General features: G+C 33.1%; 12 protein-coding genes. 2 read left to right on the top strand and 10 right to left on the bottom strand.

Annotated elements, in window-relative coordinates:
- Window positions 1-99 precede the first annotated feature (99 nt).
- The 8 genes from Q9Q97_RS13340 to clpB form a co-directional block, all read right to left on the bottom strand.
- On the bottom strand, window positions 100-990 hold the full coding sequence (locus Q9Q97_RS13340; protein ID WP_306157815.1) for a carbon-nitrogen hydrolase: 891 nt from the start codon (window positions 988-990) through the stop codon (window positions 100-102).
- A gap of 96 nt (window positions 991-1,086) precedes the next feature.
- Window positions 1,087-1,365 carry a type II toxin-antitoxin system RelE/ParE family toxin gene (locus Q9Q97_RS13335; RefSeq protein ID WP_306157813.1) on the bottom strand — a complete coding sequence of 93 codons (279 nt, stop codon included), beginning with the start codon at window positions 1,363-1,365 and terminating at the stop codon, window positions 1,087-1,089.
- Window positions 1,366-1,376: 11 nt separating this feature from the next.
- Window positions 1,377-1,622 carry a hypothetical protein gene (locus Q9Q97_RS13330; RefSeq protein ID WP_306157811.1) on the bottom strand — a complete coding sequence of 82 codons (246 nt, stop codon included), beginning with the start codon at window positions 1,620-1,622 and terminating at the stop codon, window positions 1,377-1,379.
- Between the two features lie 141 nt (window positions 1,623-1,763).
- Complete coding sequence (locus tag Q9Q97_RS13325; RefSeq protein WP_306157809.1) at window positions 1,764-2,174, bottom strand: hypothetical protein; 411 nt, start codon at window positions 2,172-2,174, stop codon at window positions 1,764-1,766.
- A 341-nt stretch (window positions 2,175-2,515) separates the two neighbouring features.
- Entirely contained in the window at window positions 2,516-3,400 is an 885-nt protein-coding gene (locus tag Q9Q97_RS13320; RefSeq protein ID WP_306157807.1) for a DUF808 domain-containing protein, read from the bottom strand.
- Window positions 3,401-3,798: 398 nt separating this feature from the next.
- Window positions 3,799-4,833 carry a hypothetical protein gene (locus tag Q9Q97_RS13315; protein WP_306157805.1) on the bottom strand — a complete coding sequence of 345 codons (1,035 nt, stop codon included), beginning with the start codon at window positions 4,831-4,833 and terminating at the stop codon, window positions 3,799-3,801.
- 23 nt (window positions 4,834-4,856) lie between these two features.
- Entirely contained in the window at window positions 4,857-5,348 is a 492-nt protein-coding gene (locus Q9Q97_RS13310) for a T9SS type A sorting domain-containing protein (RefSeq protein WP_306157803.1), read from the bottom strand.
- 149 nt (window positions 5,349-5,497) lie between these two features.
- A complete protein-coding gene (clpB, locus tag Q9Q97_RS13305) occupies window positions 5,498-8,095 on the bottom strand; it encodes an ATP-dependent chaperone ClpB (protein ID WP_306157801.1) in 2,598 nt (865 codons plus the stop codon).
- Between the two features lie 205 nt (window positions 8,096-8,300).
- Here clpB and ytxJ point away from each other — a divergent pair, with 205 nt between their 5' ends.
- Entirely contained in the window at window positions 8,301-8,690 is a 390-nt protein-coding gene (gene ytxJ / locus Q9Q97_RS13300; RefSeq protein WP_306157799.1) for a bacillithiol system redox-active protein YtxJ, read from the top strand.
- Between the two features lie 64 nt (window positions 8,691-8,754).
- Here ytxJ and Q9Q97_RS13295 read toward each other — a convergent pair whose 3' ends face one another.
- Together Q9Q97_RS13295 and Q9Q97_RS13290 are read right to left on the bottom strand one after the other, a co-directional pair.
- Complete coding sequence (locus tag Q9Q97_RS13295) at window positions 8,755-9,921, bottom strand: hypothetical protein (RefSeq protein WP_306157797.1); 1,167 nt, start codon at window positions 9,919-9,921, stop codon at window positions 8,755-8,757.
- A complete protein-coding gene (locus tag Q9Q97_RS13290; RefSeq protein ID WP_306157795.1) occupies window positions 9,918-10,916 on the bottom strand; it encodes a DUF2157 domain-containing protein in 999 nt (332 codons plus the stop codon). Before Q9Q97_RS13290 ends, Q9Q97_RS13295 begins: the two co-directional genes overlap by 4 nt.
- Window positions 10,917-11,182: 266 nt before the next feature.
- On the opposite strand from Q9Q97_RS13290, the gene Q9Q97_RS13285 reads away from it, so the two are divergent.
- Window positions 11,183-12,499, top strand: coding sequence for a T9SS type A sorting domain-containing protein (locus Q9Q97_RS13285; protein WP_306157793.1), 1,317 nt, complete (start codon window positions 11,183-11,185; stop codon window positions 12,497-12,499).
- Window positions 12,500-12,557 lie beyond the last annotated feature (58 nt).

Here is a 12,557-nt window from a genome sequence, read left to right as displayed (position 1 = left end):
TATAAATATTTCGTTTCTCCGAAGCTTACAAAAGATGCACAAAATTAAAAAGGACAAAATTTACATTTTATCCTTTTTTTATATTTCAAATAAATCTAATTATTTATCGATTGCTCTTTTTGTAATATCTCCAAAAGCATCAATTCTTCTGTCTCTGAAGAACGGCCAGTTTTGGCGAACATTTTCTTGTAAATCCAAGTCAACCTCAGCAATTAAGATTTCTTCTTTATCGTGAGATGCCTGCGCTAAGATTTCTCCTTGTGGCCCAGCGATGAAAGAAGCACCCCAGAATTGAATACCTTCTGTTCCATCGATATATTTTTCAAGACCGATTCTGTTTGCTGCTGCTACGAAAACTCCATTTGCTACGGCATGGCCTTTCATAACGTTCATCCAAGCACCGTATTGGTTTTCTCCGTATTGTTCTTTTTCTTTAGGATGCCATCCAATTGCTGTTGGGTAGAATAAAACCTCTGCACCTTTAAGCGCCGTAATACGAGCTGCTTCTGGATACCATTGATCCCAGCAGATTAAAGTTCCAACTGTTCCTTTTTTAGTTTCGATTGCTTGGAAACCTAAATCACCTGGAGTAAAATAGAATTTCTCATAGAAATGCGGATCGTCTGGAATATGCATTTTACGGTATAAACCAGCCTCTGTTCCATCAGTGTCAATAATATAAGCACTGTTATGGTAGATTCCAGCCATTCTTTTCTCGAAGAAAGGAACAATAATTACTACTCCTAATTCTTTTGCCAATTCGCTGAATGCAATAAATGAAGTACTGTATAATGGTTCTGCTAATGCAAAATTGTCTACATCTTCGCTTTGGCAGAAATAATGACTGCTATATAATTCAGGCAATAAGATAACTTCAGCACCTTGGCTTGCAGCGTCTCTTACCCAGCTGATACATTTTTTAAGATTATTTTCGGCAACATCATTCAGATTTAACTGAATAACCGATACTTTATACTTTCTTTTCGCCATGACATAAAATTTAGAGTGCAAAAATAACACTTTTTAGAGGAATGACAAAGTGAGTTTATTTAACTTTATGATATAAAAAAAGAGCCTAAAAGCTCTTTATAATTGTCGTACAGAATTTCGCTTTGTCGAAAATATTTTAGCAATGTAAATTACTTCATCTATTGCTAAATATAATATTTTATAATCTCTAACTATAATTCTTCTATATTCAGGTTCAATTTCATCTTTTTGATATTGATCTGCAAAATGTATTTTCTTAGTTGTATTTAGAATTTCATTTTTAATAGTATTAGCACCTTGAACAGATTTCTCTTTATAAAAATTAAAAATTGTTCTTAACTGATTTTTGGCTGTGTTAGTCCAAACTACCTTCATAGGTTTGTTTATTACCAATTATCAGATTCTTTTTCTAAATCTTCTTGCGAAGTATATTCGCCTCTTTCAATTTCTAATTTAACATTAGCCAATTGAGCTTTATACTCATTCCTCGTAATTGGCTCTCCTTCTACAGAAAATGCTACTATTTCTTCTTCTTGATAACTTTCAATAACTGCTTTTACTACTTTTAAAAGTCGCTCATCGGCGGTATTAATATATTCTAAAACACTTTCTCTCAACTCTAAAGCTCCCATAATCTTAATGTATTTAATCTTTCAAAGATAGAAATTTTCGTTCAGATTTTTTAGTTAGAAAAAAAACCATTTCACATCAACTTAAATAGTAAGTCTCAGCAAAATGGCTTTTAACCTAAATAAACTCAACCAAATTTTTTATTATTCAATCACTACTTTTTGAGTAAGGAATTCTTTTTCTGATTTTTTGAATTTGATTTCAAAAGTTCCTTTTGTTGCAGATTTAAATTTGTAAACTGTTTTTTGTGGTTCTGGCACTTGTTGTGTGCAAACTTCAGATGGGTATTTTGCAAGTACTTCTAATCCTTTTACGTCTCCAATTGTAACTTCTGCGATTTTATCAAATTCTGCACAAGCGTTATCTACCACATACGTTACATCGTAGCTTAATTCTTCATTTACTTTTCCTGTTGCTGGTCCTTTAATTTCGGTTACTAAAGCAGCTTTAGAAGTTGGAGCTGGTGCTTGAACTTCATCGTCGTTACTGCATGATGCAAATGTAATTGATAAAAATAATACTACTAAACTTGATTTTAAGCTAAAACTTTTCATATAAAATAATAATTAATTGTTAATTACTATGAAGATGTCTATTAGTTGCAATGGTTGCTTAAAACAAAATGTTAAAAATTTCAGCAAGGAATTAAATAACTAAAAATCAAGTTTTTATTGATTAAAAAAATATACATTCTTACCAATATTTCTTTTGAAAATAAAAATTTCTATTCTAGCCCCGATAGAAGCGGCATCCTTTTTTGGTTCCGATAACCATCGGAATCAAAAAAGATATAGCGGATAGCGGGACTGCACTTGAACTGAAAATGTTATTTTTGCTCCCAAAAAAAAACACCAACCTTTCGACTGATGTTCTTGTATATTATATGTAGATTAGATTAAACCGTTTTCTTTTTGAAAATCTTTTTTACTAAGTTAACAACCAAAAGAACTGCAAATCCTAAAACCAACCCTACTACAAATTCTTTAATAATCGCAGGCATTTTAATTTCTTCTGACAAATGATGGAAATAAGGTATGTAATGTACAAAAATCCCTCCTGCAACCAAAAGTAAAGCAATTGTCCCAATTACAGTCAAACCTTTAATTACCAAAGGAAGTGCCTTTACTAAAACATTACCTATCATAGCAGAAAAGCTTTTTTCATTTTTGCTGAATTTAATAAGCTTGTAACCTGCTTCATCCATTCTAACAATAAGAGCAACAATACCGTAAACACCAATTGTAGCTATTAAAGCAATAATAGATGTTACAATGATTTGCTGTGTTAGAGGTTCTTCTATAACGGTTCCTAAAGCGATAATTACAATTTCGACAGAAAGAATAAAATCGGTTATGATAGCAGATTTTATCTTTGTTTTTTCAACTGCTAAAATTTGTTCTTCAGTTAGAGTTTCTTCTGTAATTCCTTCCGATTCTTCATGTTTGTGAGGAACAATAAACTCATACACTTTTTCTGCTCCTTCATATGCTAAAAACAATCCACCAAGAACCAAAATAACAATGATTGCTACTGGCAAAAAGGCACTCAATAAAAATGCAATTGGAAGTATAATAATTTTATTTAGCAAAGAGCCTTTACTAATTGCCCAAAGAACAGGAAGTTCTCTTGATGATGCGAATCCTGAAGCTTTTTCAGCATTTACAGCTAAATCATCGCCTAGGATTCCAGCTGTTTTTTTTGCTGCAATTTTACTCATTACTGCAACATCATCCATAATTGCTGCGATATCATCTAATAGAACGAAAAAACCTGAAGCCATCTTTTAATTTGTTATTTTTTTAGTGACGCGAATCTATACATTTTGTTTGAATCTTCCCAAAAATATCACATCAAAAATTTATGATTTTTATTCCTAATTTTCTGTAATGGTTTCTTAACTGCATTGCCCTAAAAGAACCCATAAAATAATGAAAACTATAATTGTTCCAAAACAGCCTCCGCCTAACTTTTTAGCTCCATATCCTGCCAGTAATCCTCTAAATATATTGTTCATGATTTTTAATTTTTAATTAATAATTTGCTGATTTTTATGAATTTAAAATTGGTTCTTTTTTGATGATATCTTGTTATATGAATTGGATAAAAAGTTTCAAAATTTAGAGATAAAAAAAGCACCAGCAGTACCGGTGTTTTAATATAATTTAATGTATATTATAATTAATCAGTAGTTACAATATCTCCTCTGTCAACCAAAAATGCTTTATCTATAATTCCTTGACCTGTTGGAGGAGCTGCCGGGTTTTGATTCTCTAATTGAATATAATTTCCTTTGGAGGTTAAATTTTTTAATCTGCTTAAAATTAAATTAATTTGAGAACTAGGAAGAGCATTATACCAAAAACCAATCCCTTGATTATTATTAACCGAAGTTAATAAGGGAACATCAATAGAAGTCAATACGGGATTATAAGTAAAACGAAGTTCAATAGTTTTAGTTAATACAGGTAAAGAAATAGATGTTAAAGAAGAGTTTTTTGAGATATTTGTATCATATCCATGTATTATTTTTAAAACAGGAAGTGACACCGAACTTAATTTCGCATTATCTGATATATTTAAATCATCAAAAATTTCACTTAAATTACTAAGATTTAATGTCGTTAATTTTAAATTATCACTTACATTCAGGTTTACTACTTTTTTTACTTCACTTAAGTCTACTGTTGTTAAATTTACAGTATTCATAATATATATGTTTTCTGTATAAGGCCCCAACTCTGCCGCTATTTGCGCCGCCGCCTGTGCATCTGTAATATCTCCCGTAATTATAATACTCGTTTTTCCGTTCGTTTTACTGCTTCCTGCATATAATGCATAAGGAACGCTTAAAAGCTGACTTGTCCCGCTAATGGTATAATTAGCTCCTCCATCTGGATCTATTTCTGTTTTAATAAAATGAGATCCTGCACCCCAATCTACAGACGCAAAAGTTCCTGTTACAGGTGTTCCTCCTCCTATCTCAATTGTGGCTAATCCGTTAGCGTTTGTTGTGGTAGTTTGTGTTTCTACATAAGAAGCTGTTCCAGTTACGGAACCTAATAAGATACTAGTTTTGATGCCAACTAGAGTATTTGCTAACAAAGTCCCATCTGCCTTACGAATAACAGACTGATAATTCATTTTTTGTGGTGCTTGAGCAAATAAAATAGTAAAAGAACTTAGTAATAGTAATGCCAAAGTAATTTTTTTCATATATTTTTCTACGGTTTAAATTTCTATTTTTTAATAATTTTAAAAGTTTTAATTGCTTTAGAGCTTCTGTTTACTGCAAGAAAATAAACTCCCTTCGCTAATCCTTGCATAGAAACTTTTGTTTCTGAGGAAGTTACCTTTGAAGTATTTGCAACAATTTTTCCGTTGATATCAAAAAGAGTAAATGATAAATCATTGTATTGATTATCAGACACAATTAGATTTAAAACATCAATCGTAGGATTAGGATAAGCAGTAATCACAAGATTAATTTCCTTAAACTCATCCGCCCCTAACGTAGCTATTTCATAGGCCTGCTGAACTCCTTCATGGGCAAATCCGCCGCTTCCTTTCAGGCTTAAGTCGGAAACCTGCCCTACTGAGTAGCTTGCAGTTCCTCCAGCTCCAGCGCCTTTTCCGCCTGCAACGACAATACTTTCTTGCGAATAAGTTTTGGTTCCTAAGAAAACGCTCATGACAAATAAAATCAAAAATGTTGTTTGGTTTCTTTTCATATAAATGATTTATAGTTTAAATCAAATATACCCTCTTTCTTACAACTTTAACATATGTATTAAAAATGTTATTGACAGAAATTATTAACAAAAAAAAAAGCATCAGTACAAGACTGATGCTTTTCAAGATTAACATGTAAAAAAAATAATTAATTAGCGGTCTGGTTTCTAAATACCAACTTGCCATCAAAAGCATCTAATAAAATGATGCTATCTGTTGTTATGTTTGCTGCCAAAATTTCTTTTGACAATTGATTTAAAACTTCTCTTTGTACGACACGTTTTACGGGTCTTGCTCCAAACTGAGGATCATATCCTTTGTCTGACAAGTAAGCAATAGCTTCTGGAGTCGCATCCATTGTAATGCCTTGCTGTGCCAGCATTTTAGTAACTCCTTTCAGCTGTAAGCCTACAATTCTCGAAATATTATCTACTGTAAGCGGCGTAAACATTACGATCTCATCGATACGGTTTATAAATTCTGGACGAACAGTTTGTTTCAACAATCCTAAAACTTCATTTTTAGCTGCTTCTGTCGCTGCTTCCACTCCACCTTTTAGATTTTCGAATTTCTCCTGAATAATCTGGCTTCCCATATTAGAAGTCATGATGATAATCGTATTTTTGAAATCCGCTAGACGACCTTTGTTGTCTGTCAAACGGCCTTCATCTAAAACCTGCAATAAGATATTGAAAGTATCTGGATGCGCTTTTTCGATCTCATCTAACAAAATTACAGAATACGGTTTTCTTCGAACAGCCTCTGTTAATTGTCCACCTTCATCATAACCTACATATCCCGGAGGTGCACCAACCAAACGGCTCACACTGTGACGTTCTTGATACTCACTCATATCGATACGGGTCATAGCATTTTCATCATCAAAAAGATATTCAGCCAAAGCTTTTGCTAATTCGGTTTTACCAACTCCCGTTGTCCCTAAGAAAAGGAATGTTCCAACAGGTTTTTTCATATCCTGTAAACCAGCGCGACTTCTTCTCACAGCGTCACTCACCGCTTCTATCGCTTCTTCCTGACCTACTACACGTCTGTGCAATTCATCTTCCAGATGCAAAAGTTTTTCTCTTTCTGTCTGAAGCATTTTAGTTACCGGAATTCCAGTCCATTTTGCTACCACTTCTGCAATGTCTTCTCTGGTAACTTCTTCTTTTATTAAAGAAGTTCCAGATTGAAACTCCTGCAATTGTTTCTGCAACGTTTCCTGACGTTCTTGCGCTTCTTTTATTTTTCCGTAACGAATTTCAGCTACTTTTCCGTAATCACCGTCACGTTCTGCACGTTCCGCTTCATACTTAAAATCTTCTATTTCGTGTTTTACAGCTTGAATTCCGTCAACAATATCTTTTTCAGATTTCCATTTTGCAAAGATTTCGTTTCGCTCTTCTTTCAAGTTGGCCAATTCCAAACCTAAAATTTTAAGCTTACTTTCTTCTTTCTCACGTTTAATGGCTTCAATCTCAATTTCAAGCTGCATGATTTTACGATCCAAAACATCCAGTTCTTCTGGTTTTGAATTGATTTCCATACGCAGTTTAGAAGCTGCTTCGTCCATTAAGTCAATCGCTTTATCTGGCAAGAAACGGTTCGTAATATATCTTTGCGAAAGTTCAACCGCAGCAATAATTGCCTCGTCTTTAATCTGAACTTTATGGTGCGTTTCGTACTTTTCTTTAATTCCACGAAGAATCGAAACCGCACTTTCTGTATCTGGCTCATCGATTAGAACTTTTTGGAAACGTCTTTCAAGCGCTTTGTCTTTTTCAAAATATTTTTGATATTCATCTAAAGTCGTGGCACCAATTGCTCTCAATTCTCCACGCGCTAAAGCTGGTTTCAAGATATTGGCAGCATCCATTGCGCCTTCACCTCCACCCGCTCCTACAAGCGTATGAATCTCATCAATAAAAAGAACAATATCTCCTTCTGCAGCTGTAACCTCTTTTACAACCGATTTTAAACGTTCTTCAAATTCTCCTTTGTATTTCGCCCCAGCAATCAAAGCTCCCATATCCAATGAGAAAACGATTTTTTCTTTTAAGTTTTCTGGAACGTCACCATCTACAATTCTATGCGCTAAACCTTCTGCAATTGCTGTTTTACCAACTCCAGGCTCACCAATAAGCATTGGGTTGTTTTTGGTTCTACGAGTTAAAATTTGCAGCACACGACGAATTTCCTCATCACGGCCAATAACTGGATCCAGTTTTCCTGTTCGGGCTAATTCGTTTAAGTTTTTAGCATATTTATTCAAGGAATTGTACGTTTCTTCAGCTGAAGCCGAAGTTACTCTTTCTCCTTTTCTCAATTCTTCGATAGCCGCTTTCAAACCTTTACCAGTAACTCCCTGATCTTTTAAAATCTGAGAAACTTTACTTTTAGAGTCAAAAATGGCTAAAATTAAATGTTCGATCGAAACGTATTCGTCGTTCATTTTTTGTGCGATTATTTCAGCTTCATTCAAAGATTTATTCGCATCTCTAGAAAGCATAATTTCGCCTCCAGAAACTTTTGGAAAGTTTTGAATTGTAGCATCTAAAAGCTGTAGAAACAATGGAACATTTACATTTAATTTTTTCAATATAAATGGCGCCACGTTTTCATCAACTTCAAAAATTGCTTTGAAAATGTGTTCATTTTCAATTTGCTGCTGGCCATTTCGCTGTGCTAATTGTTGCGACAACTGAATGGCTTCTTGCGATTTAATAGTAAACTTGTTAATATTCATATTTTTACGATTTGATTGATTTTTATTTGTTTCAATTTTATAAGATTAAAGTTACGATTTATTGAGGTAAATCTTTAGCTCAAATAATTTAACTTTGCATTGAAATAGACAAATTATATTCCATAGTAAAAAAACAGACAAAATGACGGTTAAAATCAGTTTTTCGCGATTTAAGCACGTCAAAAAGTCATAAATTAAGCCAAATATGAGTTTTTTTAATTCAATCTTCGGAAGTTCAGAGAACTCAGAAGCAGCAAAAAGCAAAGTCAACTGGACAGAATTAACAGATATTCGTCAATTAATGGAGATCGAAGCCATTTCAAACGAAAAACCAGTTGTGATTTTTAAGCATAGTACACGATGCAGCATCAGCCGTATGGCTTTAAAACAATTTGAAAGAGAATACGATCTAGAAGGTGTTGTTGATGCGTATTTTTTAGACTTAATTGCACATAGAGATATATCAAACGAAATTGCAAGCCGATTTGGCGTTTATCACGAATCGCCTCAATTGATTTTAATCAAAAACGGAAAAGCAGTTTACGATGTTTCACACAGCGATATTGATGCTGAGGCATTGAAAAGTAAGGTTTAAAATAGTTATGAATTATGAGTTATGAATTAAATGCTCTTTAAAAATAAATTCATAATTCATAATTCTAATAGCTTCCATCTGAACCGCCTCCGCTAAAACCTCCACCTCCAAATTCCATTGGAGAAGCTTGCGGTTTTACTTCTGGTTTCATTCCGAAAGTTGAAGCTACAACTAAAGCTTCGGCATTTAGCAACGAATCTGTATGATTGATTCTATCGGGTTTAAAAGTTAATCCGCTTTCTTTTTCTTTTAATTTTTTAATTGAAAAATAAGCGATTGCAAATAAAACCGCGCCTCCAATTGTTAGCGCCACTTCTATCGGTAAAACCGAATAATAAAATCTAATCGTATAAATTGAAAATGCAATAGCCAAAAAGCTAATCCAAAGCATTAATCGGTCTTTTGTTCTCAAAGCTTGAACCAAATAAATTATTGGAACTATAAAAGTAAAGGCATAAAAGAAAAATGCAAACGGAATATCGGTTCCCGGTTTTACATCTGTCCCTAAAAGCTCTACAGAAAGTTCTCTTACAATCAAATAATTACAAGAAAGATAAAATAAAACGAGACAAAAACTATTTGCTAATAAAAGTCCGTTATAGTAATAATTTTGAGTCAAACGGTCGATTATTTTTTTTGTAAAAAAATAAAAACCTCCAGCAAAAATCGCCGCTGTAAATGGTAAAATAGCTTTTCCTATTTCTCCGAATTCAAACATTCCAAAAAACAAAAAAGCAGTTATAGCAATACAAAAAACTAGCATTGACAATACATGCAAATACCTTAAAAACATAAGCAATGCTGCAATAGTAACAAAAATCGCTATGATTATTTCGTAGCCTTCTGTTGTAATTCCTATTGCAAATCCGACATTTAAAAGCGCCCCTAGAATAAAAGCATCATCTAAACCGTGATTATGAAAATTTTTTGAAGCAAGCAATTCAGCTCCTGCAAATCCAACTATCGCAAAAATATAACAGCAGATTTGAAAAAATATGCGCTCGGAACTCACCCCGAATATAGTAATCGCACCACAAATCGATCCGAACAATAATGCTCCTAGCAAAAAGAAACCAATTCTAACCAGAATATTTTTCTGGTCTTTAAGAGTTTCCAATTCTTTTTCTATAAATTTCTTTTGGTCTTTACTAATAAAACCTCCATTATACAAAGAAGCAGCTTCATCAATTAAAGCTTCATTATCTAATACTTTTTTATCGTATGCTATCATTCTGAAATTTCTTTATGAAAGTTTTTAATTAGTTTTATAAAAATTACAATTGAAGCGACGAAATAAGCTGGCAATAGTAAAATAAATATTTCCCAAAAGTCTGAGAAATCAACATTTTCAAATATTCTAAACACAAAAATATTTCCGCCTATATAAGCGTATAAAATCATAAATACATAAAGAGACATTGCTTTCTGATCGTAACTAGCTTTATAAAAATAATAAGTAGAACCTGCTAAAATAACTCCAAAAACCATCCAGGTAAGAATATCATAATTGGTTAAATTACTAATTGAAGCAATGCTTATAATATGAAGCGCAAAAGTGAGAAAAATTAAACCGAAATGTGTTTTGAGTGAAATTCGCTGACTGTAAATCGTCCATAAAATCAATAATACGCCAAGCATTACAGCAGAATAACTTAAACTCTGGCTGGCGTAAAAATCATTGTTATCTAACAAAGTTTGAGGCGTTACCGAAAGTCCAACATAAGCCGCTAAACCAGTAATCGCGATCGTTAAAACACTTCTATTGTCAAAATAATAAGCACAAAAGAAACTCACTATTGTGGGAACCAACGTTGCTAATCCGTAATGTTCTCCGAAAGGTTTGTACTGAAATTGAAGATATCCGATAAAAATACAAGTCAGAATATTGCCCGCCAGAACCAAATATTCTAGAACAGGATGTTCAAAAGTGGTTTCCTCTTTCTGAAAGCCTTTTGAATATTTAACACAATAAAAAAAGCAAACTGCTATAACAATCAAAAGCAACGATAGAATAGCAATATGCCCTATTGAATCAATATTCTCATATATTAAAATTCCAATTCCTGAAGTAAATAACAATACAGACAGGTATAAAAAAAGTTTTAATTCTGCATTAAGCGAAAAGATATTCAGACTTCGATATGTTTTAACTTCATCAAACTGATTTTCGGTAATCAAGCCTTTATCAAAAAGATTTTGAGTCAGCTGGCTGTCAAATTTTTTCATTGGTTAATTAGGTTGTGGTTTTCAAATATAAGTATTTTAGGATGAAAATACTTGTTTTTTAAATTTTGTAAATTTTGTACAATTCTTGCTGTAAAAGTTTTAAATGAAAGAGCATATATTAGTGTAAAAACAACACTTACAACTCTCTTGTTTTCAACTACTAAAACATAAAATATTGCTCAAATTAATTTGAAATTATTTTTATTCTTTTACATTTGTGCAATCGATTACATTTGCTTATTGAAACCACAAAAAACCACACTTAAATGAAAACAAAACTTATTTTATTAGCCTTGCTTTTGCCTTGCTCCTTTTTGTTTGCTCAGAATTATTATATGAGTACCCCAGAAGGATTTGGAGCAGCAGCTACTGGAGGCGGAAGCGCAACTCCCATAACGGTTACTACATTAACTGATTTAACTGCTAAATTAAAATTAACCACTCCGCAAGTTATTCTAGTTTCGGGAACAATAAACTGTACATATACGAGCGTACAAGTAAATGACAAAACTATCATTGGACTTCCCGGAGCGCGTTTAATCAACCTTGATCAAACGGCTTCTGGTTCTGGAATTTTAAATTTAAAAGCTGGATCTAACAATGTAATCATTAGAAATTTAATTTTTGAAGGGCCTGGCGCCTATGATACAGATGGACGCGATAATCTAACTTCTGAAGCTACAAATCTATGGGTTGATCATTGTGAATTTCAAGACGGAACAGATGGCAATTTTGACAATAAAGGCGCTGCTGATAATGTTACGGTTTCTTGGTGCAAATTTATTTACCTGAAAGCTCCAAAAGCTGGTGGTCCAGGAGGAGCTGATGATCACCGTTTTTCTGATTTAATTGGTTCGTCTAAAACTGATGCTCCAGCAGATGGTCATTATAGTATTACATTTAAAAATTGCTATTGGGCTGAAGGCTGTAAAGAACGAATGCCAAGAGCGAGAAATGCCGAACTTCATATTTTAAACTGCTACTACAATACGTCGGTTTCAGGTTCACTGGCAATTGGTTTAGGCGGAGGAAACAACAATACGACCTGTTATGTTGAAGGAACCGATTTTGCTAAAATAGGAACTGCATTTAAAAATTATGTTAGCACAGATGGCGGTACAATCGGAATTGCTTTTGCAGATTGCTTAAATGCGCCAGCAAATTCGGGAACAACAGTAACAAAACCTGCTTACAATTATTCTGTTTTACCTATTACCAATGTTGCTGGATATATTTCAAACCCTTCTTGCGGCTCTGGAGCAACACTTCAAGTTACAGCTCAAGGTGTATTATCTACAAGTTGCAATAATTTAGGCTTAAACGACAATATCAATAACTTAGATCTGAAATATTATCCTTCTGTTATTAATAAACTTTTGAATATTGATTTTTCTAGTGCTGACAATGGTTTTGCCGAAGTAGATTTGTTTTCTTCAAATGGATCAAAAGTATATTCGCACCAAAAAAATGTGTCTCCTGATGAAAAATTAGAGTTGAATGTTGGAAATCTTTCTAAAGGCATATACATTTGTAAAGTTCAGATCGAAAACAGAAGCAAAACTTTTAAACTGGTAAAAAACTAAACTTACTATAAAACAAAAGGTCATTGAAAAATCAATGACCTTTTGTTTTTTTTATATT

Origin of the sequence: Flavobacterium sp. DG2-3 (genome assembly GCF_030730925.1) — a bacterium.
Lineage (GTDB): Bacteria > Bacteroidota > Bacteroidia > Flavobacteriales > Flavobacteriaceae > Flavobacterium.
The sequence above is the reverse complement of the archived record's forward strand: the minus strand, read 5'-3'. Positions and strand labels throughout refer to the sequence as shown.

Bases quoted from the DNA above. Each gene is read 5' to 3' on its own strand.
- Q9Q97_RS13340 (WP_306157815.1), bottom strand. From the start codon at position 990: ATGGCGAAAAGAAAGTATAAAGTATCGGTTATTCAGTTAAATCTGAAT.
- Q9Q97_RS13335 (WP_306157813.1), bottom strand. From the start codon at position 1,365: ATGAAGGTAGTTTGGACTAACACAGCCAAAAATCAGTTAAGAACAATT.
- Q9Q97_RS13330 (WP_306157811.1), bottom strand. From the start codon at position 1,622: ATGGGAGCTTTAGAGTTGAGAGAAAGTGTTTTAGAATATATTAATACC.
- Q9Q97_RS13325 (WP_306157809.1), bottom strand. From the start codon at position 2,174: ATGAAAAGTTTTAGCTTAAAATCAAGTTTAGTAGTATTATTTTTATCA.
- Q9Q97_RS13320 (WP_306157807.1), bottom strand. From the start codon at position 3,400: ATGGCTTCAGGTTTTTTCGTTCTATTAGATGATATCGCAGCAATTATG.
- Q9Q97_RS13315 (WP_306157805.1), bottom strand. From the start codon at position 4,833: ATGAAAAAAATTACTTTGGCATTACTATTACTAAGTTCTTTTACTATT.
- Q9Q97_RS13310 (WP_306157803.1), bottom strand. From the start codon at position 5,348: ATGAAAAGAAACCAAACAACATTTTTGATTTTATTTGTCATGAGCGTT.
- clpB (WP_306157801.1), bottom strand. From the start codon at position 8,095: ATGAATATTAACAAGTTTACTATTAAATCGCAAGAAGCCATTCAGTTG.
- ytxJ (WP_306157799.1), top strand. From the start codon at position 8,301: ATGAGTTTTTTTAATTCAATCTTCGGAAGTTCAGAGAACTCAGAAGCA.
- Q9Q97_RS13295 (WP_306157797.1), bottom strand. From the start codon at position 9,921: ATGATAGCATACGATAAAAAAGTATTAGATAATGAAGCTTTAATTGAT.
- Q9Q97_RS13290 (WP_306157795.1), bottom strand. From the start codon at position 10,916: ATGAAAAAATTTGACAGCCAGCTGACTCAAAATCTTTTTGATAAAGGC.
- Q9Q97_RS13285 (WP_306157793.1), top strand. From the start codon at position 11,183: ATGAAAACAAAACTTATTTTATTAGCCTTGCTTTTGCCTTGCTCCTTT.